Annotated in this window: 33 protein-coding genes and 1 pseudogene; 18 read left to right on the forward strand and 16 right to left on the reverse strand. The window is 52.7% G+C overall.

From position 1 onward, the window contains the following. The first annotated feature begins 34 nt into the window (after positions 1 to 34). The gene (locus KGP26_RS12035) at positions 35 to 301 is read left to right on the forward strand and encodes an ogr/Delta-like zinc finger family protein (protein WP_223665649.1); all 267 of its coding nucleotides are present in this window, start codon (positions 35 to 37) and stop codon (positions 299 to 301) included. A 25-nt stretch (positions 302 to 326) separates the two neighbouring features. Here KGP26_RS12035 and KGP26_RS12040 read toward each other — a convergent pair whose 3' ends face one another. The 8 genes from KGP26_RS12040 to KGP26_RS12075 all read right to left on the reverse strand — a co-directional run bounded on the left by KGP26_RS12040 (position 327) and on the right by KGP26_RS12075 (position 5283). Next, entirely contained in the window at positions 327 to 2897 is a 2571-nt protein-coding gene (locus KGP26_RS12040; RefSeq protein WP_223665506.1) for a replication endonuclease, read from the reverse strand. Between the two features lie 14 nt (positions 2898 to 2911). Then, positions 2912 to 3199 (reverse strand): DNA-binding protein, encoded by a 288-nt coding sequence (locus tag KGP26_RS12045; RefSeq protein ID WP_223665507.1) that lies wholly within the window; start codon positions 3197 to 3199, stop codon positions 2912 to 2914. Continuing rightward, on the reverse strand, positions 3199 to 3540 hold the full coding sequence (locus KGP26_RS12050) for a DUF5405 family protein (RefSeq protein ID WP_223665508.1): 342 nt from the start codon (positions 3538 to 3540) through the stop codon (positions 3199 to 3201). The genes KGP26_RS12045 and KGP26_RS12050 overlap by 1 nt, the downstream gene beginning before the upstream one ends. Further along, positions 3537 to 4127, reverse strand: coding sequence for a hypothetical protein (locus KGP26_RS12055; RefSeq protein ID WP_223665509.1), 591 nt, complete (start codon positions 4125 to 4127; stop codon positions 3537 to 3539). The genes KGP26_RS12050 and KGP26_RS12055 overlap by 4 nt, the downstream gene beginning before the upstream one ends. Positions 4128 to 4147: 20 nt before the next feature. Then, complete coding sequence (locus KGP26_RS12060) at positions 4148 to 4372, reverse strand: hypothetical protein (RefSeq protein WP_223665510.1); 225 nt, start codon at positions 4370 to 4372, stop codon at positions 4148 to 4150. 153 nt (positions 4373 to 4525) lie between these two features. Continuing rightward, a complete protein-coding gene (locus KGP26_RS12065; protein WP_223665511.1) occupies positions 4526 to 4747 on the reverse strand; it encodes a phage filamentation protein Fil family protein in 222 nt (73 codons plus the stop codon). After that, a complete protein-coding gene (locus KGP26_RS12070) occupies positions 4741 to 5004 on the reverse strand; it encodes a hypothetical protein (protein WP_223665512.1) in 264 nt (87 codons plus the stop codon). The genes KGP26_RS12065 and KGP26_RS12070 overlap by 7 nt, the downstream gene beginning before the upstream one ends. Positions 5005 to 5016: 12 nt before the next feature. Beyond that, entirely contained in the window at positions 5017 to 5283 is a 267-nt protein-coding gene (locus KGP26_RS12075; RefSeq protein WP_223665513.1) for a DNA-binding protein, read from the reverse strand. A gap of 79 nt (positions 5284 to 5362) precedes the next feature. Between KGP26_RS12075 and KGP26_RS12080 the strand changes: the two genes are divergently transcribed. The 3 genes from KGP26_RS12080 (at position 5363) to KGP26_RS12090 (ending at position 6974) form a co-directional block, all read left to right on the forward strand. Then, positions 5363 to 5674, forward strand: coding sequence for a helix-turn-helix domain-containing protein (locus KGP26_RS12080; protein ID WP_223665514.1), 312 nt, complete (start codon positions 5363 to 5365; stop codon positions 5672 to 5674). Between the two features lie 63 nt (positions 5675 to 5737). Next, positions 5738 to 6736 carry a tyrosine-type recombinase/integrase gene (locus KGP26_RS12085; protein WP_223665515.1) on the forward strand — a complete coding sequence of 333 codons (999 nt, stop codon included), beginning with the start codon at positions 5738 to 5740 and terminating at the stop codon, positions 6734 to 6736. Continuing rightward, positions 6726 to 6974: a hypothetical protein gene (locus KGP26_RS12090; RefSeq protein WP_223665516.1), complete on the forward strand. Its 249-nt coding sequence runs from the start codon at positions 6726 to 6728 to the stop codon at positions 6972 to 6974. The genes KGP26_RS12085 and KGP26_RS12090 overlap by 11 nt, the downstream gene beginning before the upstream one ends. A 15-nt stretch (positions 6975 to 6989) precedes the next feature. Here the strand turns inward: KGP26_RS12090 and KGP26_RS12095 are convergent, their stop codons facing one another. Next, the gene (locus tag KGP26_RS12095) at positions 6990 to 7199 is read right to left on the reverse strand and encodes a hypothetical protein (protein ID WP_223665517.1); all 210 of its coding nucleotides are present in this window, start codon (positions 7197 to 7199) and stop codon (positions 6990 to 6992) included. Here KGP26_RS12095 and KGP26_RS12100 point away from each other — a divergent pair. After that, the gene (locus tag KGP26_RS12100) at positions 7177 to 7527 is read left to right on the forward strand and encodes a hypothetical protein (RefSeq protein ID WP_223665518.1); all 351 of its coding nucleotides are present in this window, start codon (positions 7177 to 7179) and stop codon (positions 7525 to 7527) included. The two genes, KGP26_RS12095 and KGP26_RS12100, sit on opposite strands and share 23 nt — an antisense overlap. A 220-nt stretch (positions 7528 to 7747) precedes the next feature. Here the strand turns inward: KGP26_RS12100 and KGP26_RS12105 are convergent, their stop codons facing one another. From KGP26_RS12105 to KGP26_RS12115, 3 genes are all read right to left on the reverse strand, one after another. After that, positions 7748 to 7900, reverse strand: coding sequence for a type I toxin-antitoxin system Hok family toxin (locus KGP26_RS12105; protein WP_059200560.1), 153 nt, complete (start codon positions 7898 to 7900; stop codon positions 7748 to 7750). Between the two features lie 442 nt (positions 7901 to 8342). After that, a complete protein-coding gene (locus KGP26_RS12110; RefSeq protein WP_115158366.1) occupies positions 8343 to 8495 on the reverse strand; it encodes a type I toxin-antitoxin system Hok family toxin in 153 nt (50 codons plus the stop codon). A 443-nt stretch (positions 8496 to 8938) separates the two neighbouring features. Continuing rightward, a complete protein-coding gene (locus tag KGP26_RS12115; protein WP_115158366.1) occupies positions 8939 to 9091 on the reverse strand; it encodes a type I toxin-antitoxin system Hok family toxin in 153 nt (50 codons plus the stop codon). Between the two features lie 314 nt (positions 9092 to 9405). Between KGP26_RS12115 and KGP26_RS12120 the strand changes: the two genes are divergently transcribed. Beyond that, positions 9406 to 10002, forward strand: a complete 597-nt coding sequence (locus tag KGP26_RS12120; RefSeq protein WP_021804708.1) for a GNAT family N-acetyltransferase — start codon at positions 9406 to 9408, stop codon at positions 10000 to 10002. Between the two features lie 64 nt (positions 10003 to 10066). Here KGP26_RS12120 and KGP26_RS12125 read toward each other — a convergent pair whose 3' ends face one another. Then, positions 10067 to 10822 carry an SDR family oxidoreductase gene (locus KGP26_RS12125; RefSeq protein WP_179251429.1) on the reverse strand — a complete coding sequence of 252 codons (756 nt, stop codon included), beginning with the start codon at positions 10820 to 10822 and terminating at the stop codon, positions 10067 to 10069. Positions 10823 to 10989: 167 nt separating this feature from the next. Between KGP26_RS12125 and KGP26_RS12130 the strand changes: the two genes are divergently transcribed. From KGP26_RS12130 to KGP26_RS12175, 10 genes and pseudogenes are all read left to right on the forward strand, one after another. Continuing rightward, entirely contained in the window at positions 10990 to 11298 is a 309-nt protein-coding gene (locus KGP26_RS12130; RefSeq protein WP_223665650.1) for a helix-turn-helix domain-containing protein, read from the forward strand. Positions 11299 to 11428: 130 nt separating this feature from the next. Then, positions 11429 to 11779, forward strand: a complete 351-nt coding sequence (gene hinT / locus KGP26_RS12135; protein ID WP_021178295.1) for a purine nucleoside phosphoramidase — start codon at positions 11429 to 11431, stop codon at positions 11777 to 11779. Positions 11780 to 11791: 12 nt separating this feature from the next. Beyond that, positions 11792 to 12181: a YcfL family protein gene (locus tag KGP26_RS12140; protein ID WP_021178294.1), complete on the forward strand. Its 390-nt coding sequence runs from the start codon at positions 11792 to 11794 to the stop codon at positions 12179 to 12181. A 25-nt stretch (positions 12182 to 12206) separates the two neighbouring features. Beyond that, positions 12207 to 12788 carry a penicillin-binding protein activator LpoB gene (gene lpoB, locus KGP26_RS12145; protein ID WP_037374848.1) on the forward strand — a complete coding sequence of 194 codons (582 nt, stop codon included), beginning with the start codon at positions 12207 to 12209 and terminating at the stop codon, positions 12786 to 12788. Then, positions 12769 to 13632 (forward strand): phosphotransferase, encoded by an 864-nt coding sequence (locus tag KGP26_RS12150; RefSeq protein WP_223665519.1) that lies wholly within the window; start codon positions 12769 to 12771, stop codon positions 13630 to 13632. The genes lpoB and KGP26_RS12150 overlap by 20 nt, the downstream gene beginning before the upstream one ends. A 37-nt stretch (positions 13633 to 13669) precedes the next feature. After that, the gene (gene nagZ / locus KGP26_RS12155) at positions 13670 to 14689 is read left to right on the forward strand and encodes a beta-N-acetylhexosaminidase (protein WP_037374844.1); all 1020 of its coding nucleotides are present in this window, start codon (positions 13670 to 13672) and stop codon (positions 14687 to 14689) included. A 76-nt stretch (positions 14690 to 14765) separates the two neighbouring features. Beyond that, on the forward strand, positions 14766 to 15308 hold the full coding sequence (gene ycfP, locus KGP26_RS12160) for an alpha/beta hydrolase YcfP (RefSeq protein WP_021804703.1): 543 nt from the start codon (positions 14766 to 14768) through the stop codon (positions 15306 to 15308). Positions 15309 to 15640: 332 nt separating this feature from the next. Further along, positions 15641 to 16945, forward strand: a complete 1305-nt coding sequence (locus KGP26_RS12165) for an NAD(P)/FAD-dependent oxidoreductase (protein ID WP_037374843.1) — start codon at positions 15641 to 15643, stop codon at positions 16943 to 16945. 295 nt (positions 16946 to 17240) lie between these two features. Further along, the gene (locus KGP26_RS12170) at positions 17241 to 17777 is read left to right on the forward strand and encodes a glycine zipper 2TM domain-containing protein (RefSeq protein ID WP_166734786.1); all 537 of its coding nucleotides are present in this window, start codon (positions 17241 to 17243) and stop codon (positions 17775 to 17777) included. 350 nt (positions 17778 to 18127) lie between these two features. Then, positions 18128 to 18364: pseudogene (locus KGP26_RS12175) on the forward strand (IS1 family transposase); the annotation flags it as partial. 34 nt (positions 18365 to 18398) lie between these two features. Here KGP26_RS12175 and KGP26_RS12180 read toward each other — a convergent pair. Continuing rightward, complete coding sequence (locus KGP26_RS12180; protein ID WP_218519444.1) at positions 18399 to 18893, reverse strand: DUF2938 domain-containing protein; 495 nt, start codon at positions 18891 to 18893, stop codon at positions 18399 to 18401. A gap of 159 nt (positions 18894 to 19052) precedes the next feature. Between KGP26_RS12180 and KGP26_RS12185 the strand changes: the two genes are divergently transcribed. Further along, entirely contained in the window at positions 19053 to 19724 is a 672-nt protein-coding gene (locus KGP26_RS12185; RefSeq protein WP_223501332.1) for a metalloregulator ArsR/SmtB family transcription factor, read from the forward strand. 99 nt (positions 19725 to 19823) lie between these two features. On the opposite strand, the gene KGP26_RS12190 is transcribed toward KGP26_RS12185, so the two are convergent. After that, positions 19824 to 21248: an MFS transporter gene (locus tag KGP26_RS12190; RefSeq protein WP_094981848.1), complete on the reverse strand. Its 1425-nt coding sequence runs from the start codon at positions 21246 to 21248 to the stop codon at positions 19824 to 19826. A 562-nt stretch (positions 21249 to 21810) separates the two neighbouring features. Between KGP26_RS12190 and KGP26_RS12195 the strand changes: the two genes are divergently transcribed. Further along, positions 21811 to 22341, forward strand: coding sequence for a hypothetical protein (locus KGP26_RS12195; RefSeq protein WP_141234340.1), 531 nt, complete (start codon positions 21811 to 21813; stop codon positions 22339 to 22341). 190 nt (positions 22342 to 22531) lie between these two features. Here KGP26_RS12195 and mfd read toward each other — a convergent pair whose 3' ends face one another. Then, entirely contained in the window at positions 22532 to 26008 is a 3477-nt protein-coding gene (mfd, locus tag KGP26_RS12200; RefSeq protein WP_223665520.1) for a transcription-repair coupling factor, read from the reverse strand. Positions 26009 to 26078 lie beyond the last annotated feature (70 nt).

Genomic DNA, 26078 nt, shown 5'->3' on the forward strand with positions numbered 1-26078 from the left:
CATGATTATTTCTGTAATCTTTGGGGTGAAGATTATGCGTGTCATGAAGGTTAATTGCACTGAGTGCGGGTCGCCAGCGATCATAAGCAAAACTAACCGTAAAGATCCCAAGCTGGCAGACCTTTACTGCCAGTGTCGGGATGTCGAGTGCGGACACACGTTTGTTATGAACCTGACGTTTTCGCACACTATCAGCCCCAGCGCCCGGACGGGTAACAGTTTGGTACGATCGCTACTGAGTTTGCTTAGGCCCGATGAAAAGCAGATGGCGCTTGATTTGCTCCAGGGCAACGCGATTTAACAGCAACCCGCGAAAGCGGGTTTTTTTACGCCCCTTTTTTACGCTGCCGTAACCTTTCCACCCGCGCTAACAATGCGGCGTCCTGTGGCTCCGGTGGACGTGCAACCACATACAACACGCCATCCCGGCCAGCCCGGTACCGCTGGCCGTCAATATCCACTGTCTGGCCCATCACCAAGCGCCGCAAGGCGGCCCGGCTGATATCAATCCCCAGGGTGAAGGCGTAGTCGTCCAATTGGCCGATCAATTCGTCCTGGTCTGGAGACAGGGCGGCCTCGCCTGGTGTCGATCGCCGGTTGGCTGGTGTTTCCCCTGGAGGCTTCTTCTGGCCATCCCGTAGCCGTTTGAACATTTCCCGGCGTTGCCTGAAGCCTAATTGCTCAAAGTCGATACGTTCAAACGTATCAGGCGTGGCAATTTCGCCCCCTTCGCTGGGTGAATTTTGCTCAAGGGGACAGTTATTGCCACGAGTCCAAGGGGCGGAAGGGCCGCCCCGCAGGTCAACGGCAACCCCCACGCGGTCGTCGCCGTTGGCGTCGAGCGCGCTGTTAGTGGTGTTGCTGTCGGTTTTGCGCACCATCTGCCAGGTGCTGGTGTGGGTACAGATACGGGAATCATCCCCCAGGCGCGGCGCGTATACGCCATAGATGCGCACACCGTGGTCACCGTAGGCGCTTGGTTTGTCTGACTCGGTGTACGCCGTGCGGACAACGTGAAACTTGCGAGGGATCAGCACGCCGCCCTGTTTAAGGATGTAGGTCGCGAAGCAACCGGCATCGGCAGCGGATAGCACATCGTCGACCGCCTTGTCCTTGATGCGCGGGGTCTTGCGACCGGTCACGCCCTTGCGGGACATCTGGCCAGCCAACAGACGCAACTCGCGGTAAGCCTGGCGGGAAGGTATGCCAAAGAAGCGGAATTGCTGCACGCGGTGCAGCGATGCCCATGCGGTGACGTTCTCCACGGTGTCTTTGAGGGACTTCCCGGTCTCTTTGCTGATGATGTCTTTCAGCCCGCGACCGTCGATATTTTTACTGATGTATTTCGCCAGGTAACTGGTCGGCGTGCCTTTCTTCTTGGTGATCAGATCGGCGAAAAACCGGGGCTTGATGTTCTTGCCCAGGCCCGGCCCCAGCTCGGCACGGTCTTCACGGATGGCGAAATCCCGCATGATTTTGGTGATGGCTTTACGGTCACGCTTGCGCATGAAGCAAAGCAAATGCCAGTGGACGGTGCCGTCGTGGTGCGGCTCGGCCACGCGCACGCCATACCACCGCAAGTCCCGGCGGTGCAGTGCCTTACGGATACCGGCAAACAGATTGACCAGGTAGTCGCTGGTTTCGCGGGGCGTGGTGTGGTTCCACTTCGGGTTAGGCTGACCGTTCACCTTGTTTGCGTGGTACTTGGACGGGCAAGTGATGGTATAGAAAACGGCGCAGTCGCCGCGCAGTTCGGCGATATTCTCCAGCCCCTTGGCCCCGGCCATCATCTCGTTGCGGCGGTGCTTGGGATTGCTGTTGCTGGCGTTGACGACGTCTTCCATGGGAATGACATCGCCTTCGGTGTTGACCAGGTCATGCGCCTTGAAGAACTCCAGCGCCTTGCGGCGTTGTTCGCGCTTATGCACCAGGGCGTCATGGCTGACATAGACCGACGCGTATTTGTGTACCAGGCTGACGGCGCGGAGCTGGGCTTCCCGCCATTCACACCGCAGGCGCCATAACTTGCGATACCACCAATTGGCGCACCGCATCCTGGCCAAGGCGCCGGGGATCAAATCGTAGGGGATGTCTGCCCGGCGGGTACCGGTATGCAGCAACGCATAATAACCCGGAGGCTGGACGCATAGGCGGGCGGCCTCGTTGGCGACCACGCGGTAAAGCTCCAATATGTCAGCCAGGGGAATGTTGTCGGTATCGACGACGATCGCTTCGTACTGTTCAACGAACAGCATATCCATATGGGTGGCGACCTTGACGGCCAGCCCCTTAACGTCGTCCTGGTAGAGTTCCGGCAAGACCAGTAAAGCGTCCAGCCCTTCGTGGTGGGCCATGTAACGAAAGCCGATGGTTTGTTGCCGGTCGCGTACTACGTCCAACCGTGCCAATTCGCTTTTGACGATTTCACATAAAAACGCATTGGCCCGATCGTCGCCTTTCTCCCGACGCAAGTAGTCGACCCGCTGTTGTACCGGCTGTCGGATAAATTTTGGTTGCGCGTTCAGGTCAGCCTGGGCGGCCAGGGCAGGGTTATGTCGCTGCCGTTCCTTCGCCAGCTTGGCTTTGCTCAACCGTTTTTCCTGGTTGAAGTTCTGCATTTCCGGGTCGCGTTCTTCAGTGTTGAAGTATTTGCGCCAGGTGGCCTCGGTCAGCGCGTCCTGTTGCTCAACCAGGTAGCGGTTGTCTTCTGCATACAACGCAAGAAAACCGGCCAGGGAATGCGGGGCCGGTTCGGTTTGTGGGGTTTCATCCAGACGTGGGTTTACCGCTGGGCGTGGCTCATTCCAGGCGAAGGGGAGATCACTCGCGACAACGCCGCCACCCGGATAGGGCAGCGGCGGGGATGGCTGGCGACGGCCTCTGTGGGACTTACTCATTTTTCGGCGCCGCGTTAGTAAAAGTAATTTTTTAGTGATGGATAGGGTATTTCCAGTTTTTCAGCTATCAGATTCAGTTTCATTCCTGTGTCGTGCAGCTGGCGGGCGAGATCAATATCGGCTTCTGAATACTTTCGGCTGTGGTGCGTATCACCACTTTTTTTCAGGCCAATTCCAATGATGGTCGCTCGTGCTCTAACGGATCTTTCCGTTCTGCCGAGTAAGCAACCAATTTGTTGAGCGCTTAAGGTGCTGGCACTTTCTTTCAAAGCCTTGTCTTCTGTTTCATTCCAGCGTTTCATTACTTCACCTCTGGCTTGCCTGATAGGTCTATCTTTTGCATCCAACCAGCGTTGACATCCTCTTTACGCTCCCCTTGGTGCTTGAATGCCTCTTCACACTTCTGGCCGATGCGCTCTACTTCAGCGGCTAGGCTTGCCAGGGTGCGGGCGGTAGAGTCTCGGACGCTGATGTGAATAAGCGCGTTAACCAGTTGGCTGATGGTCTGGCAGTAGGCGAAAGGCTCCAGGCGTTCTTCGCCTGCACCCTTGCCGGTCTTGCCGACCTTGCGGTGATTGATGATGAATTGATACTGGTCGCTGGTAATGACGAAACGATCGTCAACTTTGATACGGATGGTCATAGCGCACCGCCTTGGCTTCCCTTCAGGAACTCGTCGGCGATGGTGTTGGCGGATTTGACCAGGTCTTCGTAGTCTTCCCAGGCGCCGGAATTCAGCCCTGAAATAATCAAGGCGTTTAACGCCTGAATAGCGATCGTTTGGCGGAGGTCGATAGGCTGGGCATCTTTATTATGGACAAACAAAACACGATAGCAGCTACCATGTTTAAAATAGCGCTTTCTGAATGCACCGTTATCATCACCTAGGATTTTATCGCGGGCATGAAATCCTACTGGGTCAATGGCAATTGCCTTGATTAAATCAGCCACGCGCAAGAATTCAGATTCCTGGAACGGTGTCCAATTGGGATAAGCTTCATTGCAGGCGTTAATAACAGATAGCCAGCCCGCCTTATATTCTTCCAGGTGGGCAGTGCGTTTCTTATTGGCTTCTAATTCTTCAATGGCCTCATTGACCATGCCCGCCAAGAACTTACCTTGCTCCCTGGACAGGACATTGTCGGTAGGGCAAACGGCTCGAATAAAACCCATAACGACGTGCAGGTTTTCGATAACTGATGATTTACGATTAGCGATAATTGTAGCCATGGTGTACCCCTTCAGGTTGGTTAGTCGTAGTTACGTTCTTCTGGACGTTCTGCCGGGCGGCAGCGACGCCAGCAGTGGAGAGCGAGCGCGGCATAGACAACAGCCACGACGATAGTGAGGAGTGTTAAAAGTGCTGTTGTCATTTCCGTTACTCCGTATTCAGGCAATACGAATCCCGGCGCAATATAAAAAGCGCCAGGGAATCCCGTATTTCCATATTGAAATAAATGCCGGGAACTGCTCATGCCCGGCGCATGTTTCCGTTGTGGTTATATTTCGCCTGTTGCTGTCCACTCTTGTAAGGACACAGACGCAATCAACTACATGGAACCTTCTTCTATTTGAAAGGACACCCAGGGGATGCGCTTACAGATAGGGCAGCGCCCCGAAGGGCGCAATTAAGCGAATATACCCATAAGGCGGGCGAACCAGCGCGGCTTGCGTGCCTGGCCAGACATAAACGGCAGGCGCATACCAGGGATAAACTGCACGGCGCTGGCGCGTGGTTGGAAGTGACGACCGTCCGGGGTCTCAATCCATCCGCGCTGGTGTTTGCGGTGGGTGATCTGCTGGCCATTGGTTAGCATTGAAGCCAATGATGGACACTGTGTAATTACCATTTGATTGCTTCCTCAATCAGTTCTTCAGGGAAAAAGGCAGGATGTTTTCCGTAGCGCTTCCAGTACTCGGCGGCTTCCCTGATTGCTACCGCTTCAGTGCTGGCTGAGTAGGCAGCGGCCCCGGCTAGATCTAGAAGCCTTTCTGCCGCCCAGAAGACTTCGGCAGAAGTGTCAGCCGGGACTCGCGTACTACTGGTTTGTCGAATGTCATACATGCGTAGCACACGGTTAGCGGCAGCGAAGAATGGTGCAATCATGGCCATGTCTCCTTAACCCATTCGTTCTACGAATTTTTCCGCATTGCGTTTAGCACGCAGATAGATGGCGTAAAGGTTTACGCGACGCTTTCCGCCAGGCCTGTCCTGGAGAATTGGCAGTGATCCGACATCGGCCTGGGTGCGAACGGTTTGCGGGTTTTTGCCAATTCGCTGTGCATAGTCAGAGATTGATTCTTCCAGCAGGTCACCAAACGGATAATCGGCAGGGAGCTGGTTATCTCTCACTCCTATCACCTTTTTTTGTCGGTTTTTGCTCATAGTGATACCCTTTAAGATCACGCAATTTAACATCGTTTAGGGTGCTTGTAAGCACCTTAAAATTGATTATGGGGTACTCATGAGCACCTTGTCAATGTCGGTTGGCGAAAAAATTAGGGCAATAAGAGAAGCAGAAAGCCTAACTAGAGAAGAATTCGGGGTTTTACTTGATATCCCTATTGGCACATTAAAGCGGTATGAAACGAATCGCATAGGTAGTGTTGGTGGTGATGTTCTAATGAAAATCGCACAACACCCCCAGTTCACTAAATACACTATGTGGCTAATGACTGGGAATATCGCACCGGAGGTTGATCAAATCTCTCCGGCTCTCTCCCCTGATGGGCAAAACAGCATATCCAGCCCCCAAAACGGGCAAAAGGCTGGGTAACTGCTTTGAAAATCATGCAGCGCTGGACTACTGGCGGGATCTGTTCCGAGAGGAGCCTATGGGATGAGTATTAAATCACTCGGTGCAGAAGGTTACATGGTTGACGTTCGCCCCCAGGGGCGCGACGGGAAACGCGTACGCAAAAAATTCAAGACGAAATCCGAAGCGCAACAGTATGAACGCTGGGTTATTGCGACACAGAACAGTAAAGACTGGGTAGAAAAACCAGCCGACCAACGGCCATTGACGGAATTGATCGACCTTTGGTTTAAGCATCACGGCCAAAACCTGAAAGATGCCGTCAAGACAAACCACAAATTGAAAGTGATGGCGGCCAAAATGGGGAACCCCAAAGCCAGCCAGATTACACGGGCCTCATTTTCTGACTATCGCGTGCTGCGGTTGGCTGAAGGCAAAAAGGCCAAGACCATTAATCTCGACCAGGAAAAGTTGGGTAGCGTGTTCTCCGTTCTCATCGACCTGGGCCATTACTATGGTGAGCACCCGCTCAAAGAGATGAAGAAAATTAAGTTGCCGGATCAGGAAATGGGGTTCTTAACCCATGATGAAATCCGGCTGTTGCTCGACCGCCTGGAAGGTGATCACCTGAAGGCGGTTAAGTTGTGCCTGGCAACTGGGGCGCGGTGGGGCGAGGTGGTAAAGCTCCGGCGGGAAGAGGTGATCGGTAATAAGGTGACTTACCTCAACACGAAGAACAGCAAAAACAGAACAGTCCCGATCTCAACTGAGTTTTGCCAGCAGATCACGGATGGTATCAAGTCCGGCCCCTTGTTTGCCAAGCTGAATTATCCGTATTTGAGAACGTGCATTAAAGAGGTTGCCCCCGGCCTGCCAGCAGGACAAGCAGTTCACGTTTTGCGCCATACCTTTGCCAGCCACTTTATGATGAACGGCGGCAATATCCTGGCGTTGCAACGGATTTTGGGGCATTCAAGTATTTTACAAACAATGGTGTACGCGCACTTTGCCCCTGATTATTTAGAAGACGCAGTACGATTTAACCCCCTTGGCAACTTGGAGACAGCCACTGATGACAAATGAAATTGAGATTCCAGAAGAAGGCCTATACGTTTCCTCTAACCCGTCCGGTGAACGTTTCGTCGTTACCGAAGTGACTGTGGTTGAAGATGATGAAGACGAGGAAGGGGATGAAACTTACTTCCTTGTCACGATCGTTGATGAAGGCGATGAAGACGATATGTCAGCAATAGGTCAAGAGCTTGACCCGGATGAGTGGAGGCAGTTTGTTAAGGCGCACAAACTGACCTTTGCTGGCTAATGGTTTTTGTGAGGTTTAATCCTTGAGCCAATGGGGCTTAGTCATGTCGTCTTCAGTTAGCCAGACACGGCCCCGTAGTTGGTGCATTTCTTCGCGTGTTGCAGGTGTGAATTTTGCACACCATGCGCCACCACGCAACACACAAAAAGCACCGGTAATCATCTTGTAAGCAATTATTAATCTTACATAAAAAGGAGTTTTCATGCCGGAAATGAATAATTTCATAGATATCCCGTTTCGCGTTGATGGTTGGAATTCAACCCCGTTACTAAAAGATCTTAACGATGCTGGTTTTGAAACGCAATTAACGATGCGTCATTTCAAGGCAGGCGGGGCTGATTTCTTTGAGCTTGCACTTGAGCTAGCCCCATACGCATTTGCTGCTTTGTCTGCTGTCTTGGTGGCTTACGTTAAAAAAGGGAGAAAGGTCAATATCAATTATAAGGACGGTGAGGTAATTGGCCTTCAGACTACCAACTGTAGTGTTGAAGAAGTCACTAAATTGCTTCAGGTAGTCGAGTCAATAAAACAGGTTGACGTGTCGAACGATTGATCCACAAATTGACCCAAACGCCCACGCTATAGCCGTTTTCAGCACGCAGTTACAGGTATCTAAATCATTGATAAATCTGTAACTGATTGTTTTTATTACCCTCGGAATGGCGGCTTAGGCCTCCCTTTTTTTATGGGTTGATTAACAACATGGGGAGGGGCGCTCATGGATCTCAGCTCAAACAACCAACAGGCGGGGCAAGCCCCGCCGTTGGGTTGCCTTACCTTGCGGATTCGTAAGCCATCATGGCCGCAACCTCCGTTTCTCCGCTACGAATGCGGATCTCACAGAGTCTTTTCCTGGTCATCCAAGTAAACACCAGTACGGTGATACAGAGAATAACCAGGGACATTACTACTAATTTTTGCGGCATGATAGCCTCCTTGTCCTTGCCTTTCGGTGGGTATGAGGCTACCTTTATGGTGTTTGGGCATAAGAGTGGCCTCGGGTTGATTTATATCGATTCGGGGCTTTTCTCTTTCTATCCCTTGCTCATGCTCAGGACAAAAAGATCCAGAGCACCCACGCGAATTTTACCCCTAATCCCGCCGGGTAATAAATCAGCGCTTTGTTACATAGAACAAGTAAGCTGAACCGGCTCAGTGCTCATCCTTGTTATTTATTGGTTTTTTACCCGTTTCTTGCGGTGACGAATCTCTATATAACTCATTGGTTTTTTGCACCTGTTTTTCTTACCTATGCTATGGCGGCTGCGGGCTCTTTTGTGTGGGATGGCTTAACAAGATAGGGAGGGGCGCTCATGGATCTCAGCTCAAACAACCAACAGGCGGGGCAAGCCCCGCCGTAGGGTTGCCTTACCTTACGGATTCGTAAGCCATCATGGCCGCAACCTCCGTTTCTCCGCTACGAATGCGGATCTCACAGAGTCTTTTCCTGGTCATCCAGGTAAACACCAGTACGGTGATACAGAGAATAACCAGGGCCATTACTACTAATTTTTGCGGCATGATAGCCTCCTTGTCCTTGCCTTTCGGTGGGTAAGAGGCTACCTTTATGTTGTTGGAGCATAAGAGTGGCCTCGGGTTGATTTACATCGATTCGGGGCTTTTCTCTTTCTATCCCTTGCTCATGCTCAGGACAAAAAGATCCAGAGCACCCACGCGAATTTTACCCCTAATCCCGCCGGGTAATAAATCAGCGCTTTGTTACATAGAACAAGTAAGCTGAACCGGCTCAGTGCTCATCCTTGTTATTTATTGGTTTTTTGTCCGTTTCTTGCGGTGACGAATCTCTATATAACTCATTGGTTTTTTTGCATCTGTTTTTCTTACCTATGCTATGGCGGCTGCGGGCTCTTTTGTGTGGGATGGCTTAACAAGATAGGGAGGGGTGCTCATGGATCTCAGCTCAAACAACCAACAGGCGGGGCAAGCCCCGCCGTTAGGTTGCCTTACCTTACGGATTCGTAAGCCATCATGGCCGCAACCTCCGTTTCTCCGCTACGAATGCGGATCTCACAGAGTCTTTTCCTGGTCATCCAGGTAAACACCAGTACGGTGATACAGAGAATAACCAAGGCCATTACTACTAATTTTTGCGGCATGATAGCCTCCTTGTCCTTGCCTTTCGGCGGGTAAGAGGCTACCTTTATGGTGTTCATGCATAAGAGTGGCCTCGGGTTGATTTACATCGATTCGGGGCTTTTCTCTTTCTATCCCTTGCTCATGCTCAGGACAAAAAGATCCAGAGCACCCGCGCGAATTTTACCCCTAATCCCGCCGGGTAATAAATCAGCGCTTTGGTACATAGAACAAGTAAGCTGAACGGGCTCAGTGTACACCCTGCTTAATTTGTTGGTTTTTTCCCTGTTTATTGCGATGCTGATGGCTGTCCATCGATGCTGCAAGAGAGGGAAAAATGCCCAACCCATCCGTGCTCAAACCATCAACGTTGATCGGCAATCAAATCGAACTACGACCCTTGCAGCCAGAGCACCGTGAGGCAATGCTGAGCGCCGCTGCTGATGGCGAACTGTGGAACCTGAAGGTTACCGCAGTGCCGAGTGCCAGTACGATCGACAGTTATATCGCCACTGCCGTGGCCGGCCGTGATGCCGGTTCCATGCTGCCGTTTGTCATTGTTCAGCGGGATAGCGGACGCATTATCGGCAGCACCCGTTTCTGGAAAATCGACCGGGGTAATCGCAAAATGGAAATCGGCCACACCTGGCTGAGCCAATCGGTGCAGCGCACCGGCGTGAATACCGAAGCGAAATACCTGCTGCTCAACTATGCCTTTGAGGTTTTACAGGCGGTACGGGTGCAGTTCACCACCGACGAACTGAACGACAGGTCACGCGCGGCAATTCTGCGCATTGGTGCCAAGCAGGAGGGGATTGTACGCCATGAGCGCATCATGCCCGACGGGCGTAAACGTAACTCGGTCAGGTTCAGCATCATCGATGATGAATGGTGTGGCGTGAAAGCCAGGTTAGACGTTTTGCTGAAGCGCTAAACGTGTGGAACAAACAGTGGCATGATCTCATTGGGCGCAGATGCAGCGCCCCTACAACAGCCTTTCAACTCCGCGCTAAATTCCCCACGCCACCGTCGATCAGCAGTTCACTGCCCACCATGTAGCTGGATTCGTCAGACGCGAGGAATACGGCGGCTTTGGCCAATTCCAGCGCGGTCCCCATGCGGCCAATCGGCACCAGCGCGTGGATCTCTTCGCGCAACGCCTGTTCAGCCTGTGCGGCTAAACCCAGCTTGCCCAGTGCCGGAGTTGCCGTTGGGCCAGGGCTGAGGCCGTTGACGCGAATTCCGCGCGGATGCAACTCGGCTGAAAGTGAACGCGCCAAAGACAAAATCCCGGCTTTACTGGCGGCATAGACGCAGCTTTGCGCCAGGCCAATATGCGCGCTGACGGAACCACACAGGATCACCGAGGCAGGGTTGCCCAACAATGGCAACAGAGCCTGGATCAAAAACAGTGGGCCTTTGAGATTGGTGTTCATCAGTTGGTCATAGCGCTGTTCATCCCATTCCTGCAACGGCAGGTGGGTGACATCACCGGCGTTGATATACAGGATATCCAAACGAGGCCAGCTTTTGGCCAACTGTGCAGCCAAAATCGGTTGTTGGCCGATATCCCCAGCGTCATTGTGCAACAGCACGACATCCCCTAGCGTTTCGCCAGCTGCTGTTAACCCGCCAGCGCTGCGCCCAGTGATCGCCACGGTGGCGCCTTCGGCAATAAACTGCCGGGCCGTCTCCAGCCCTATGCCGCTGGTTCCCCCGGTAATCAACGCGTATTTACCTGCTAATCGTGACATAACCCTTCCTCTCGTTGGTCAGTTACGCCATTATTGGTCTGTCAGTACCTTTTGCATAGTAGGTACCATTTGGATACTAAAGGACAAGGTGGGATGCAATGGCGTCAACAGTGAAAGGGCAGGTTGAAAAAAATTATGCGTTACCGCCTGCGGGGGAGCCGTGCCCGATGGTGAGCTTCGTCAATTTGGTTTCGGGCAAATGGGCCATCCCAATCCTGTATCGCCTGATGGTGATCGATAGCCCGATACGCTTTAGCGAATTACAGCGCGCGGTGGCGCCAATTGCGCAAAAAGAGCTGACGCGTCAGCTCCGCCAGTTTGAACAATGCGGTCTTGTCACTCGCCAGGTGTTTCCAGAGGTGCCACCACGGGTGGAGTACCAGATAACGCCGCTGGGTAAAACGTTGCGCCCCACGCTAGACTCGTTGGCCGATTGGATGCGTGACCATGCGCCTCAGTTGATCGGTAGCCAATAACCGCCGGTAAAGTCGTAAGGTTGAGTGATTCTCCATCATTCGATACGGAAAGTGCGCAATCGGGTTGATAGCAGTAGAATTTGTCACGATACTGCGTAAACCAATATTTTCGCTGAACAAGGAGTTCCAGATGGCCGAAGAAACGATTTTCAGTAAAATTATTCGCCGTGAAATCCCTGCCGATGTGGTCTACCAGGACGAACTGGTTACCGCATTTCGTGATATTTCCCCACAGGCACCGACCCATATCCTGATCGTGCCGAACGTGCTCATTCCAACGGTGAACGATGTGACCGTGGAACACGAGGCCGCATTAGGCCGTATGATCACCGTGGCGGCCAAAATTGCCGAGCAGGAAGGGATTGCCGAAGACGGTTACCGCTTGCTCATCAATTGCAATCGTCACGGCGGGCAGGAGGTCTATCATATTCATATGCATTTAGTGGGTGGGCGCGCTCTGGGCCCGTTGTTGTCACGTTAACCGAGGAAGACCATGCGCTATATTCACACGACGCGTTACTTGATGGCGCTGGTGCTCCCCGCCGCGATACTGATGGGCTGTAGCAGCCCGAAGGGCATCTCGGTCAATGAACGGCAAACGGTGGTGATGGATTCACCGGTACTGACGGCAGGTATTCTGGCGGATAACCCGTCTATTGCCGACGCGTCTGGCCGTCTGCGGGCCAGTTCGGTGCTCAGTAACACCCAGACGACGCCGGTGACCCTCCACTATCGTTTCTACTGGTATGACAAACAGGGGCTGGACATCCTGCCTTTTGAACAGCCGCGCACGGTCACCGTCGCTGCCAATTCAGACGCCGAGATTTATTCGTTGAATGGCAACCTTGATGCCAAGCGTGTACGTCTGTATTTATACTTATAAGTTTTGGGTTACGTTGGAGAAGGTAATGAAAAAGTTCCTATGGGTGGCGCTGGCCGCGTTGGTGTTAACCGGTTGTCCATCACGCCCGCCAGAGCCTACGGCACCGGTGACGGTAGAGCCACAGCCGCAACCAGAGCCTCAGCCTGAACCGTTGCCACCAACCACCGAGCCGGTGCCACAGCCGCCGAAGATCCAGCAGCTTGACTGGCTGGGCAGCGTGCAGCCGTTGGTCAATCAGATGCTGAAGGCCGATGGCGTCACGCCTGGCAGCGTATTGCTGTTGGACAGCGTGAAAAACAATACCAATGGCTCATTGAGCATCGGCAACGCTACCTCGGCGCTGCACCAGGCTTTGGCATCCAACAAGACCTTTGCCGTCGTGCCGGAAGCGCAGTTGGCGAGCGCCAAACAGACGCTGGGCCTGTCGGCGGAAGATAGCCTCGGGTCGCGCAGCAAGGCGATTGGCTTGGCACGCATCGTCAACGCGCAATACGTGTTGTATAGCGCCGTCAGTGGCGATGTGAAGTCACCGTCGATGGAAATGCAGCTGATGCTGGTGCAAACCGGTGAGATCGTCTGGTCAGGCAATGGCGACGTCAAATACTGAATCCCAGCTGCGGCGACTCTTGAGTAACAGACTGCCGGCGGTAAATACCGCCGGTTGTCATTTTAGCCTGGTACAAGGGTTGAGCGGCGAGAGCTGGCGGATCGACAGTGGCGATCTGCAACTGCTGGCCCGTCCGCAGACGCCGGAAAAGCGCATGCTCGGCGTTAACCGTCGGCGTGAGGGGCAAGTGCTGAAGCGCGCTGGATTGGGCATAGGTCCAAAGGTGTGGTTACAGAACTCTGAGTGGCTGATCGTCGAATGGCTTGCCGGTGAGAGCGTTGATGAAACGGCGTTTGCTTCCATGCTGGCCAACGGGGAGTTGGCAGCGCTGACCGCTCGGCTGCATAACCGAGGGTTGAGTGGTTACCGGCTGGATCTGCAACAGCAATTTACCCGCTATTGGCAGCAAATTGATCGCCGGCGGATCACTCCTGGTTGGCTGCGTTGGCAGCGCTATTTCATCAACGGCACCATGCCGCGCCCGTTGCAGTTGGCAACGCTGCACATGGATATTCATGCCGGCAATCTGCTGCGACAGACCGGGCAGCTCAGGCTGATCGACTGGGAGTATGCCGCCGATGGCGATATCGGCCTGGAGCTGGCGGCGATGTTTCGCTTCAATCAATTTTCCCCGGCTGTGCAACAACGCTTTTTGGAGCAATATCAACCCCACGGCTATGCCGATTTGCCGCAGTTGGCCTCACAGGTCCAGCGTTGGTTGCCGTGGGTGGATTATCTGATACTGATGTGGTGTGAAGTGCGCTGGCAGCAGTGTCAGGATGCGGAATTTTTGCGTTGGGGCGCAGCGTTATACCGGCGTTTTTGTTTATCATCGTCAAACTAATCATGAATACTGATGTGAGGTGGCCGTGGGCCCAGTAATGCTAGATGTCGTCGGCTATGAGCTGGACGCAGAAGAACGCGAGATTTTAAAACACCCGCTGGTAGGGGGCCTGATCCTGTTTACCCGCAACTTTGCCGATCCGCAGCAGTTGCGTGAGCTGGTTCGCCAGATCCGCGCGGCCTCGCATTCGCGACTGGTGGTGGCGGTTGATCAGGAAGGCGGGCGTGTGCAGCGCTTTCGCGAAGGTTTTACCCGCTTACCGGCGGCGCAGTCCTTTGCGGCGCTCAACGATGCTCAGGAAGGCGGGCGTCTGGCTCAGGAAGCTGGCTGGCTGATGGCCTCGGAAATGATTGCCCAGGATATCGATATCAGCTTTGCCCCGGTATTGGACATCGGCCACGCCAGTGCGGCAATTGGCGAACGTTCTTTCCATAGCGATCCGCAGCAGGCGTTAGTGATGGCCGAACGCTTTATCCAGGGGATGCACAGCGCCGGGATGAAAACCACCGGCAAGCATTTCCCAGGGCATGGCGCAGTCACGGCGGACTCGCATAAAGAAACTCCGCGCGATCCGCGGCCATTAGCCCAAATCCGCGAACATGATATGACTATTTTCCGCGATCTGATCCAACGCGGATTGCTGGATGCCATCATGCCAGCCCATGTTATCTATACTGAAGCAGACCCGCGCCCGGCCAGCGGCTCGCCTTACTGGCTGCAGCAAATCTTGCGTCAGGAGCTAGGCTTTGAGGGCGTGATCTTCTCTGACGATCTGTCGATGGAAGGGGCGGCGATCATGGGCAGCTATGCCGAGCGTGGCCAGGCGGCGCTGGATGCCGGTTGCGATATGATCCTGGTTTGTAATAATCGGGCAGGGGCGGTCAGCGTGTTAGATAACCTGTCCCCGGTCAAAGTAGAGAAATTGCAGCGGTTATATCATCGCGGTCAGTTCACCCGTCAGGAACTGCGCGATTCCGACCGTTGGCAAAAAGCGCATCATGCGCTGAGTCAATTGCATGAACGCTGGGAAGAGCATAAGCAACGCTCAGCGGGGTGAACGGCCAGGGCGCCGCATGAAGGCGGCGTTAATAATGGGGGCTGCCAGCGGCCCCCAGCTTGTTGCGAGGAACCACATGATTATCTATTTGCATGGCTTCGATTCCACCAGTCCCGGCAATCATGAAAAGATTATGCAGTTACAGTTCATCGATCCGGACGTGCGCTTTATCAGCTACAGCACTTTGCATCCGCGCCATGATATGCAGCATTTATTGAAAGAGGTGGACAAGGCGGTTCAGCAGGAAGGGGATGTCCATCCTCTGATCTGCGGCGTGGGTCTTGGGGGCTTTTGGGCCGAACGTATCGGTTTCTTGTGCGGTATCCGTCAGGTGATCTTCAACCCGAACCTGTATCCGGAAGAACATATGCACGGCAAGATCGACCGGCCGGAAGAGTATCGCGATATCGCCACCAAATGCGTGGATGATTTCCGTGAGAAGAACCGCGATCGCTGCCTGGTGGTGCTTTCTCGTCAGGACGAAGTGTTGGACAGCCAGCGTAGTGCCGAGTTGCTGCACAAGTATTATGAAATCGTCTGGGATGAACAGCAGAGTCACAAGTTTAAAAACATCTCGCCACACCTTCAGCGCATCAAGGCATTCAAGACGCTGGCGTAACAGTTTTATAACGCATGACCAAGCCGTAGCTGCTGCTCCCTAAGGGCGGCAATTGCGGCTTTTTTGTTTTTATCGAGCCCGTTTTCGCCGGTGGGTAGCAAAGTGCAAAACTGTGATCTCACCCTAACTATTTGAATCACAATCCTCAAAAAAGCCCTTCGTCCAGCCTTTAACCAAAAAACTTTGACGTACATCAATTTTGGTATGACCAAATAACCTCTCGTGTTATTCTGGCCCCAGATTGCAGGTTTAACTTAAGCGAACCCTATGTATTCTAAGGATATTATTTATTTACCCTTAGGCAACAATTGGTTCACATTCAGGGGGTCATTTTGACAACGCCAAAGAAGAAAATCGTTATTGTCGGCGGTGGTGCCGGTGGTCTGGAGCTGGCAACCAGCCTGGGCCATAAACTGGGTCGTAAGCATAAAGCGGAGATCACGCTAGTGGATCGCAACCACAGCCATCTGTGGAAGCCGTTGCTGCATGAAGTGGCTACCGGCTCTCTGGATGACGGTGTGGATGCGTTGAACTACCTGGCGCATGCGCGTAACCACTTCTTCAACTTCCAACTGGGTTCACTGGTCAACATTGACCGTGAAAATAAAACGTTGCAGTTGACGCAGATCTGCGATGAGCAGGGCTGCCAGCTGGTTCCCGCCCGCGAGTTGAGCTACGACATCCTGGTGATGGCGCTCGGCAGCACCTCGAACGACTTTGGCACCCCAGGAGTAAGAGATAACTGCATCTTCCTGGATAACCCGAATCAGGCGCACCGTTTCCATAACGAGATGTTGAACCTGTTCCTCAAGTTCTCTGCCAATCCAGAAGAGAAGGAGAGCGTGAATATCGCCATCGTGGGCGGTGGGGCTACCGGCGTTGAGCTGTCTGCAGAACTGCATAACGCGGTCAAACAGCTGCACAGCTACGGCTTTGAAGGGCTGGATAACAGCGCCTTGAAGGTTACCCTGGTTGAAGCCGGTGAGCGTATTCTGCCAGCGCTGCCGCCGCGTATTTCCGCAGCGGCGCACCAGGAACTGAACAAGCTTGGCGTACGGGTATTAACCAATACTATGGTGACCAGCGCCGATGAGCATGGCTTGAACACCAAAGGCGGCGAATTTATCAATGCCGATCTGATGGTGTGGGCAGCGGGCATCAAGGCACCGGACTTTATGAAAGAGATTGCCGGGCTGGAAACCAACCGCATCAATCAACTGGTGGTTGAGCCAACGCTGCAAACTACCCGCGATGCCAACATCTTTGCTATTGGTGACTGCGCGTCCTGCCCACGTGAAGGCGGCGGTTTTGTGCCACCACGGGCACAGTCTGCCCACCAGATGGCATCACGTTGCTATAGCAATATCCTGGCGATGATGCACGATCAGCCGATGAAGCCTTACGTTTATAAGGATCACGGTTCACTGGTCTCGCTTTCCCGCTTCAGCACCGTAGGTAGCCTGATGGGCAACCTGATGCGTGGTTCGATGATGGTCGAAGGACGTATCGCCCGCGTGGTGTATATTTCGCTGTACCGTATGCACCAGGTAGCGCTGCACGGCTATACCAAAACCGGCCTGATGATGCTGGTGGGTGGTATCAACCGCGTGATCCGTCCGCGCTTGAAGATGCACTGATGTTTTAATCCGCTAGTTCGGTTGATGAAAACCCACGTAGGCTTGCCGCGTGGGTTTTTTAATGCAATGAGAAAGGGGACAGGCAGGGATAGGATTCTTCTCAATTCATTGGTTTTGGCCCGTTTTCAGGGTGTTTTGCTCATTGAGTCTTATTGCGAGGGTGAACTTCCTTGTGCAGACTTTAGGGAGTTTACAGACGGCGCGTCACGCACGCCGTAAACCGGGGGAATCGCCTGTGATCGCTGCGAGCTCGCCCGGTGCATAATGCGTGGTAACACATTCAGGAGGATTTCCTGTGAACAAATCAATGTTAGCCGGTGTTGGGATTGGTATTGCAGCCGCTCTGGGAATTGCTGCCGTAGCTGGTCTGGACGTATTCACTCCCGGCCCACAATATGCGCAGGTTCTCGCCGCAACACCGATCAAAGAAACCATCAAAACCCCTCGGCAGGAGTGCCGGAACGTCACGGTGACCCATCGTGCGCCGGTCCAGGATGAAAACCGCATCGCTGGCTCCGTGCTGGGCGCGGTTGCTGGGGGGGTGATTGGTCACCAGTTTGGCGGTGGCCGTGGCCGTGATGTTGCGACCGTAGTAGGTGCGTTGGGGGGGGGCTATGCCGGTCACCAGGTGCAGGGGGCCTTGCAAGACAACGACACTACCACCAGCACGCAGCAGCGCTGCAAAACGGTGTATGACAAATCGCAGAAAACGCTGGGCTATGACGTGACTTACAAGATTGGCGACCAGCAGGGCAAAATCCGCATGGATCACGATCCAGGCACCCAGATCCCGCTGGATAGAAGTGGCCAGTTGGTGCTGACCAAGGTCTGATCTTCGGAGTTTACCCTCGGCCCAACCCTCTCCACAGGGCTGAGGAGTAATCCCCACTAATTTTTTGTTAGTGGCTGTAGAGAATTAGAACGAGTGTTTTACGAGCAATTTGTTCCATTTTTTCGCAAATTAGCAGTGAGATAATTACGAATAATCTCTTCTCGTCTGCATAAGGCTGTTTTTTACCCCGTTCTTGGGTGAAAAAACAGCCTGTTTCTCGTCTCAATTTTTTTGGGGCTCCCTCAACCTATAGGGAGAGGGAGCCGTTCTGCCGTCGTTAATCGTTGATTAAGCCTTCAACGGTGCAGGTGTCCGGATACGGTCAGAACGCTAAAAGTCGGTATCAACAATTACTAATCCCGTTCAAGGTCGGCATGATAGTCAGTGATGAATGCGGGAGTTATAGCCGGAAAGTACTGAAGGATAAGTATCTGACGAGCAGAATATTTACTAAACGTATTGAACGTAATAACCTAACGTTGCGAAACCATATAAAGTGCATGGATCATAAAACAATCTGCTTCTCATGGTCGATTGAGTTGCATGAAAAGGTCATCGGGGCCTTTATCGAAAAGTACATGTTCTACTTATTGGAGTCATTACCCGCGTTAGTGACTTTTCTCAGCTTATCGGCCAGTAGTACTGTAGCAAAACGGCACTCAGATATATCCCAATACCATACGAACCGTGTGCTATCAGACTACGCTGGCGCGCTATATTAGGTTGCGGTGTCCTGGATGCTGCCAAGCCAAAACCAAATCCAGGTTGCATAATAAAGAAAGGGGCTATGACGCTGATAATGCCCATAATGAGTGCTGTCAAAAAGGTGGGGTTCTCAAGCCAGTCATGTCCCATAATACAAATAAATATCAAGGAAAAGACGACGCCAATTGCGTAGTGTGCCGTCCACCCCAGAGCCTTTTCTCCGCTTACTGGTGTTGTCTGCATGATGGTATGGTGAAAAAACTTGCCATTTGGCATGTGTCCTAACCAGCGCCCGACAAACTGATAGTTGAGCGAAGGGATATTAAAAAAGCGTCTTTGCAGTAATGCCCAGAGGTCCATTACCAAGGTTGCCCCGATACCAATCAGTACTGCACGTAATAATATATCCATTTAATGGTCCTTTTTTATACTCCTCGGGAGTGAAAAGCCTAACATGTTCTGTAACACAACCTCGATCGAAAGGTAGCAGCAGTAAACTGGTGGGCTCCTGCAACCTTTGATATACTGTCTTTCAATTATTATATTGAATGATGAGGTAGCAAAAACAATATGTCAACACTCAATGGCGAGAGTCAACGTCAAGTTTTTAACGAATTTGCAGAGGTGACACGTTCCTTGGGGAGCTCACATCGTCTGCTACTGCTTGAGCATATCGCACAGGGAGAAAGATCGGTTGAAAGGCTAGCAGAACTGGCTGGTCTTACGATAGCCAATGCTTCTCAGCATCTTCAACATCTCAAACGCGCGGGGTTTGTGCAATCACGCCGGGAAGGGAAAAACGTCTACTACCGTTTGGGTAATGGGCCAGTCCAGAATATCTTGACGGCGATTCGGCAATATGTGGAATACCGACATAGCGAGATCAGGTCATTCGTGTCTGATATTTTCAGCCAGCGTGAACGGCTGGAATCGATTTCTCGCGAAGAGCTTCTGCATCGCTTGAATGAGGGGGATATTACTCTGCTGGATGTGCGTCCCCCCGAAGAGTTTGCCTCTGGCCATCTGCCAGGAGCGGTCAATATTCCGGCCGAAGAACTAGAGGGGCGCCTATCTGAACTGCTAAAAGGACAGGAGGTGGTGGCGTATTGCCGCGGGCCTTACTGCGTCCTCTCTCTCAACGCTATGAAAATCCTGCAAACTAATGGGTTTCTTGCTCGTTGTCTAGAGGATGGGTTTCCGGAGTGGAAGGCCGCCGGACTGGAAGTGCAAATTAACCGGTAAGCCCTCGTCTTCACGGTTTACTGGTATAACCTATCACGGAAACACCACTGGATCCTGATACTCAACATTATGGTTCCAGTGGTATTTCGATTATTACGGCTAATTGATATTTTTCATTAAAATTAGTGCGCCTATCGCTGCGAGTAAATAGACGCCTCCTGCAGTGCCAAAGGCCCATGCATAGCCATTAACTGCGTTTGCCTGGGTTGCTGCTACCGCCATTAACGCAGCCAGCCCCATAGTTGGACCTAACTCCATCGATGTGTTCATTACGCCGCCCGCAAGGCCCGCTTCGTGTAGGGATACATTTGCCGTTGAAAGTACCGCACTGCCGGAAAAGGTCAAAGAAGCTCCGGCGGGGAGGATAAATAAGCCAGGAAGCAGGCCAAGCACATAGTGGGTTTGCTCATTGAGCTGAGCCAATAAAAACAGCCCCGCAGCACCGAGCAGTAGCCCGACAATTGTGATTTGCAAGGCGCCGAAGCGCATAATGAGCGCCCCGGAGGCACGATTCATAATTAGGAGTCCAACGGTATAAGGTATAAACGCCATAGAGGTTGCAAAAGATGACCAACCGCGAAATTGCTGCAGATACAGGGAAAGTAGAAAGGTAATCAAGCCCATACCCGCAGCGGCCAGTAGAATACCAATCAGGCCAGTCGTGCGCATTGGGGTGAGGATAAAACCAGGGGGTAGCAGAGGACAGCTAACATGTCGCTCGACGAGCAAGAATGTGAAAATGAGCAGCAGGCCAGCGGCAACAGGCAGATAGACTGGCGCTGTCAGCCAAGAATATTCGCCACTCATGATCAGGCCAAAGCTAAACAGCGAAATGCCACTAGTCGCCAATAGAGCACCGCTCAAATCTAGACCAGGAGTGTCGTTATCACGTAGGGGTAGCGGCTTCATCATTCTGCGTACCAAAAGTAGACCAGACAAGCTAACAACAACCGGAACAATAAACATCCACCGCCAAGATAGCCAAGTGGTGACGATGCCTGATGAAAGAAAACCAACGGCTCCTCCCAGAACCGATACTCCGCCCCAAGTTGCCATTGCATGGTTGAACTGAGCAGCCTCGCGGTAGAGTTGGCGCAATAAGGCCATCAGGGCTGGTGCCGTAAGCGCGGCACCGATCCCTTGCAAAAAGCGAATTGCTACTAGAATCCAATAGGAGAAGGCCAACATGCCGCTCAGTGATGCAAGGCCGAAGATAAGCACCCCCAAAGTAAACATTTTTCTTCCACTGTAACGATCAGTTAGTCGCCCGCCAAACAACAACAGGCCGCTAAAGGGCAACCCATAGGCAGCACTCACCAGCACCAGTTCTGCTTGAACCAACTGGAATTCAGCGCCAATCGCAGGCAATGGGACTCCAATCATGACAATTGTAAAAATTAACGTTGCCTGAATGGTGGCGAGAATAGCAAACACTAAAGCGTTATTTTCCTCTACGGCTAATAGTGGAGCCACATCTTCAGGAAGGGCCGAATCGCGTTTGTCGGTCACAAAATCATTACTCATTTCACCACCCTACTTGTCATCTGTTAGTTAAGTTTGCTTTCTCTGATAATCAATTAGAAATTCTAATGCATTAAACACATCATTCAATTGATTAATTGAATGATGTGTGAATTTAACTGATGTTGTCAAGATAAAAACAAAAAACAGCCTAAATTTATATTAATTTTTCATTACTTTATTGATGGCCATTACTGGTTGCCCATCATGAGTATTTAGCTACATTTAATTTAATTTATATAAAATCAGTATGTTATTGGTTGTTGGTTGTGTTTATTATGATATAGAATTGTTACTTATTATGATGGTTATGCTTGACGTCATAAAACATAGTAATGTAGTATTTTATCAATCAATTGATGGCTTGATTGATTGGCGCAATGAAAGCATTCACGCTATTTATGTTATTGGCTTGGGGATCTCATCTATCCGATGTTTGCTGTTACAACGGTATTTTTGGGGGAGATTTTATTCCTAACTTTAAGTGATTGGTATTATTGAATATTTTGATGGATGCGTAACGCTCTCATGCTATTTTTATTGAATAATTTCAGAGGGTTTTTATATGCGAGTCATGCAGGAATCGGCCAAGAGAATTGGCTTAAAACTTTCAGGCAAAGAAAATGACCTCATCACCCATCAGGTTGAGCATTCCGTTGAAAAAAATGTCATTAAAATAAATGAGTTGCTCAATGGTAAACTACCTGTAGATGATTCAACAACCTTTGATAAAACAGTGGAAAGAAAAGAAGATGAGTCATTTTCGCTAACCGATATTCAATACGCTTATTTGATTGGTCGCAATGCAGGTATACCTCTGGGTGGTATTGCAACGCATTACTATTTTGAGGTCGAAATTTTCAACCCTGATCTTCAGCGGCTCAATGCAGCCTTGAACCATACGCTTTCCCTGCATGCCATGCTACGCGCCGAACTGATTGATAGTGGCCGCCAACGAATTTCTGCGGTCCTTGAACATTATGATCAACCTGTTTGGCATGAAAAATATGATAATGCGTTACAGCGCATGGTGGGCCATCCATCTTTGCCCTCGGTAGATGAGGTGGTGAAGTTATTAACTGCGCGGCTTATATAAAACACTACAATGTCGAAATCCATAAGCGGTGGTATTGTCGTGCCACTCCCCCAGGTGCAGCTCGCTGCAACGAAGCGCGGTGAGCATCAATAAACGCATTGCCAATGCCATCAAGGACGTTGAACGAGCTAGATCATGTCTTATCCGCTAAGGCGGAGAAGACATGATCTAAGGATTAGGGGCATTGGCCTCAAGCTGCCAAAGTATGCTCTCTGAACGCCGCCAGCAGCTCGCCGATAAACTTCAGTCGTTCGGCCCGGTCAGTGAGATCCAGCATAAACTTCAGCTTGGTTGGCCCATCCAGGCGGTAAACCTGCGGTTTGCTTTGCAGCAAGCCAATCAGATAACCCGGATCGACCCGGTTCTTCTCGCCAAACTCGATAAAGCCCCCGCGCTCGTTGCCTTCGATACGCTTGATCCCCAGTATCTGCGCCTGTTGACGCATCGCCGCGCTTTGCAGCAGGTTACGCGCTGCATCCGGCAGCAGGCCAAAGCGATCGATCAGCTCAACCTTCAGTTCCTCCAGTTCACCCTCATTTTTAGCGCTGGCAATGCGTTTATAGAAGGACAAACGGGTATTCACGTCTGGGATAAAGTCATCGGGCAGCAGCGCTGGCATGCGCAGTTCCACTTCCGTCTGATTGCTGGTGAGATCTTCCAGCGAAGGCTCACGCCCGTTCTTCAGGGCGTCGACGGCGCTTTCCAACAGCTCCATATACAGCGAGAAGCCCACGGTGGTCATCTGGCCGCTTTGGTCTTCCCCCAGCAGTTCCCCAGCACCACGGATTTCCAAATCGTGGGTGGCGAGCGCGAACCCGGCCCCCAAATCTTCCAGCGAGGCAATCGCTTCCAACCGCTTGTGCGCGTCGGTGCTCATGACCTTCGGATTTGGCGTTAACAGATAAGCATAGGCCTGATGGTGCGAACGCCCGACGCGGCCACGCAGCTGATGTAGCTGCGCCAGGCCAAAGCGGTCTGCCCGTTCGATAATGATGGTATTGGCGCTGGGGATGTCGATGCCGGTTTCAATAATGGTGGTACAGACCAGCACGTTGAAGCGCTGGTGGTGGAAATCGTTCATCACCCGTTCCAGATCGCGTTCCCGCATCTGGCCGTGGCCAATGGCAATCCGTGCTTCCGGCACCAGTTCTGCCAGGCGTTCGGCGGCCTTATCGATATTCTCGACGTCGTTATACAGGTAATATACCTGGCCGCCGCGCAGTACCTCACGCAGGATGGCCTCGCGCACCACCAGGCTATCGTACTCGCGGACAAAGGTTTTCACTGCCAGACGGCGGGCCGGTGGAGTAGCAATGATCGACAGATCGCGCATGCCGCTCATGGCCATATTCAGGGTGCGTGGGATTGGCGTGGCGGTTAACGTCAGAATATCTACGTCTGCACGCATTGCCTTGATGCGCTCTTTGTGACGTACCCCAAAGCGGTGTTCTTCATCAACTACCAACAGCCCCAGATCTTTCCAGCGCAGATCGCTCTGCAACAGCTTATGGGTGCCAATGAGGATATCGACCTTGCCCTCGGCCGCCTCTTCCAGGATCTGCTGCTGCTCTTTGGCGCTGCGAAAACGCGACATCATTTCGATGCGGATGGGCCAGGTGGCAAAGCGATCGCGGAAGTTGTCGAAGTGCTGCTGCGCCAGCAGGGTTGTCGGCACCAGTACCGCGACCTGCTTACCGTTTTCGACGGCCAGGAAGGCGGCACGCATCGCGACTTCGGTTTTACCAAAGCCAACGTCGCCGCAGACCAGACGATCCATCGCCAGTGGCTGGCACATATCGCTCAGCACCGCGTTGATGGCCTGTTCCTGATCTGGCGTGGTCTCAAACGGGAAGGTCTGGCAGAACAGTTGATACTGCTCACGATTATGTTTGAACGCAAAACCGCTCTTGGCGGCACGTTGGGCATAGATGTCCAACAGCTCGGCGGCCACGTCACGCACGCGTTCGGCGGCTTTCTGCCTGGCTCGCGACCAGACATCCCCGCCAAGCCGGTGCAGCGGGGCGTTCTCGTCGGCTCCTCCGGCATAGCGGCTGATCAGGTGCAGGGAAGAGACCGGCACGTACAGCTTGTCTTCACCGGCGTAGGAGAGGATCAGATATTCCGCTTTGATGCCTCCAGCTTCCAGCGTGGTCAGGCCAACGTAGCGGCCAACGCCGTGTTCCAGATGCACCACTGGCTGCCCTGGGTGCAGCTCTGCCAGGTTGCGGATCAGGGTATCGGTATTGATGGTGCGGCGATTATCCTGCCGACGGCGGCTGACGCGTTCACCGAGCAGATCGCTTTCACAGATCAACGCCCGGTCACGCAGCGTATCCAGGAAGCCACGCTCGGAGGCTCCGACCATCATGTAACGGCCCGATGCTTCGACCTCATCCAGATGATGGATCAGGCTGGTACTCAGCTTGATGCGACCAAGCAGATCTTGCAGGGTTTCGCGGCGGCCTTCACTCTCTACCGAGAAGACCACGCCACCGGTGAAGCTTTCAATAAAGCGTCGCAGATTATCCAGTGGGGCCTTCTGCTGGGCCTGGACGGCGAGATCCGGCAGGGTTTGATAGCCCAGGTTGGTGCAACCGGCTTTGGCAGGCAGCTCCTCGGTTTTCAACGCCATTCGCGGCCAGGCTTTCAGCTCGGCAAATAGCGCATCGACACGCAGCCATAGGGTATCCGGGGCCAGCAGCGGCCGCATCGGATCGATCCGCCGGTTCTCATAGCGTTGATTGACATCGAGCCAGAAACGCTCGGCTGCTCCCTCCAGGTTGCCGGTGTTGACGAGCAGCGTATTGGCTGGCAGATAGCTGAACAGCGAGGGCAGAGGCTGGCTGAAGAACAGCGGTTGCCAGTATTCGATACCGGCAGGCCAGGTGCCTTTACTTACTTGCTGATAAATATGTTCGGCGTCGCGACGTACTTCAAACTGTTCACGCCACTGGCTGCGGAACAGCTCAATGGCGGCCTTATCGGTCGGGAACTCGTGCGCTGGCAGCAGGTTGATGGCGTCCACTTCGCTCAACGTGCGTTGGTTATCCACATCAAAGGTGCGCAGGCTGTCGATCTCGTCGTCGAAAAAGTCGATGCGATAAGGCTCTTCGCTACCCATGGGATACAGGTCAAGCAGCGCTCCGCGCGTAGCAAATTCGCCATGTTCCATCACTTGGTCGACGCTGCGATAACCGGCCTGTTCCAACTGTGCCCGCAGCAGATCCCGCGATAATCGTTGGCCCTTTTTCATCACCAACGCATGACCATGCAGGAACTCATGCGGGCAGACGCGTTGCATCAGCGTATTCACCGGCAGAATGATGATGCCGCGTGCCATGGTCGGCAGATGATACAGGCTGGAAAGCCGCGCCGAGATGATTTCCTGGTGGGGCGAGAAGCTGTCGTATGGCAGCGTTTCCCAGTCCGAAAGGGTAGTCACCATCTGGTCGGTAAACTGCTGGATTTCGTCACGCAGCCGCAACGCATTTTGCATATCCGGGGCGATGAGCATCACCGGGCCGGGATGGCGTTCGGCGATTTCGGCGCATTCAACGGCACAGGCAGAACCGGTGAGCTGCCCTAGCTGGCGTAAATCGCCCGCGCGGTCAGGAAGAGAGTAACGGTAGGAGGATGCGGAGCTGCGGCTTTTATCAGAAATGCTCATTCAGTTATCTTTAATCAATGAATTGAATAACAGTTTTTGTGGTGTTCACCGTGGCACTTGACGCGTGAAT

It is taken from the genome of Serratia sp. JSRIV002 (assembly GCF_019968725.1).
Taxonomy (GTDB): domain Bacteria; phylum Pseudomonadota; class Gammaproteobacteria; order Enterobacterales; family Enterobacteriaceae; genus Chania; species Chania fonticola_B.

Bases quoted from the DNA above. Each gene is read 5' to 3' on its own strand.
- KGP26_RS12085 (WP_223665515.1), top strand. From the start codon at position 5,738: ATGAGTATTAAATCACTCGGTGCAGAAGGTTACATGGTTGACGTTCGC.
- ycfP (WP_021804703.1), top strand. From the start codon at position 14,766: ATGATTATCTATTTGCATGGCTTCGATTCCACCAGTCCCGGCAATCAT.
- KGP26_RS12140 (WP_021178294.1), top strand. From the start codon at position 11,792: ATGCGCTATATTCACACGACGCGTTACTTGATGGCGCTGGTGCTCCCC.
- KGP26_RS12070 (WP_223665512.1), bottom strand. From the start codon at position 5,004: ATGATTGCACCATTCTTCGCTGCCGCTAACCGTGTGCTACGCATGTAT.
- KGP26_RS12090 (WP_223665516.1), top strand. From the start codon at position 6,726: ATGACAAATGAAATTGAGATTCCAGAAGAAGGCCTATACGTTTCCTCT.
- hinT (WP_021178295.1), top strand. From the start codon at position 11,429: ATGGCCGAAGAAACGATTTTCAGTAAAATTATTCGCCGTGAAATCCCT.
- KGP26_RS12095 (WP_223665517.1), bottom strand. From the start codon at position 7,199: ATGAAATTATTCATTTCCGGCATGAAAACTCCTTTTTATGTAAGATTA.
- KGP26_RS12150 (WP_223665519.1), top strand. From the start codon at position 12,769: ATGGCGACGTCAAATACTGAATCCCAGCTGCGGCGACTCTTGAGTAAC.
- KGP26_RS12050 (WP_223665508.1), bottom strand. From the start codon at position 3,540: ATGACCATCCGTATCAAAGTTGACGATCGTTTCGTCATTACCAGCGAC.
- KGP26_RS12080 (WP_223665514.1), top strand. From the start codon at position 5,363: ATGAGCACCTTGTCAATGTCGGTTGGCGAAAAAATTAGGGCAATAAGA.
- KGP26_RS12130 (WP_223665650.1), top strand. From the start codon at position 10,990: ATGGTGAGCTTCGTCAATTTGGTTTCGGGCAAATGGGCCATCCCAATC.
- KGP26_RS12110 (WP_115158366.1), bottom strand. From the start codon at position 8,495: ATGCCGCAAAAATTAGTAGTAATGGCCCTGGTTATTCTCTGTATCACC.
- nagZ (WP_037374844.1), top strand. From the start codon at position 13,670: ATGCTAGATGTCGTCGGCTATGAGCTGGACGCAGAAGAACGCGAGATT.
- lpoB (WP_037374848.1), top strand. From the start codon at position 12,207: ATGAAAAAGTTCCTATGGGTGGCGCTGGCCGCGTTGGTGTTAACCGGT.
- KGP26_RS12105 (WP_059200560.1), bottom strand. From the start codon at position 7,900: ATGCCGCAAAAATTAGTAGTAATGTCCCTGGTTATTCTCTGTATCACC.
- KGP26_RS12065 (WP_223665511.1), bottom strand. From the start codon at position 4,747: ATGGTAATTACACAGTGTCCATCATTGGCTTCAATGCTAACCAATGGC.
- KGP26_RS12055 (WP_223665509.1), bottom strand. From the start codon at position 4,127: ATGGCTACAATTATCGCTAATCGTAAATCATCAGTTATCGAAAACCTG.
- KGP26_RS12195 (WP_141234340.1), top strand. From the start codon at position 21,811: ATGCGAGTCATGCAGGAATCGGCCAAGAGAATTGGCTTAAAACTTTCA.
- KGP26_RS12040 (WP_223665506.1), bottom strand. From the start codon at position 2,897: ATGAGTAAGTCCCACAGAGGCCGTCGCCAGCCATCCCCGCCGCTGCCC.
- KGP26_RS12185 (WP_223501332.1), top strand. From the start codon at position 19,053: ATGTCAACACTCAATGGCGAGAGTCAACGTCAAGTTTTTAACGAATTT.
- KGP26_RS12115 (WP_115158366.1), bottom strand. From the start codon at position 9,091: ATGCCGCAAAAATTAGTAGTAATGGCCTTGGTTATTCTCTGTATCACC.
- KGP26_RS12100 (WP_223665518.1), top strand. From the start codon at position 7,177: ATGCCGGAAATGAATAATTTCATAGATATCCCGTTTCGCGTTGATGGT.
- mfd (WP_223665520.1), bottom strand. From the start codon at position 26,008: ATGAGCATTTCTGATAAAAGCCGCAGCTCCGCATCCTCCTACCGTTAC.
- KGP26_RS12180 (WP_218519444.1), bottom strand. From the start codon at position 18,893: ATGGATATATTATTACGTGCAGTACTGATTGGTATCGGGGCAACCTTG.
- KGP26_RS12190 (WP_094981848.1), bottom strand. From the start codon at position 21,248: ATGAGTAATGATTTTGTGACCGACAAACGCGATTCGGCCCTTCCTGAA.
- KGP26_RS12060 (WP_223665510.1), bottom strand. From the start codon at position 4,372: ATGAGCAGTTCCCGGCATTTATTTCAATATGGAAATACGGGATTCCCT.
- KGP26_RS12075 (WP_223665513.1), bottom strand. From the start codon at position 5,283: ATGAGCAAAAACCGACAAAAAAAGGTGATAGGAGTGAGAGATAACCAG.
- KGP26_RS12035 (WP_223665649.1), top strand. From the start codon at position 35: ATGCGTGTCATGAAGGTTAATTGCACTGAGTGCGGGTCGCCAGCGATC.
- KGP26_RS12045 (WP_223665507.1), bottom strand. From the start codon at position 3,199: ATGAAACGCTGGAATGAAACAGAAGACAAGGCTTTGAAAGAAAGTGCC.
- KGP26_RS12120 (WP_021804708.1), top strand. From the start codon at position 9,406: ATGCCCAACCCATCCGTGCTCAAACCATCAACGTTGATCGGCAATCAA.
- KGP26_RS12125 (WP_179251429.1), bottom strand. From the start codon at position 10,822: ATGTCACGATTAGCAGGTAAATACGCGTTGATTACCGGGGGAACCAGC.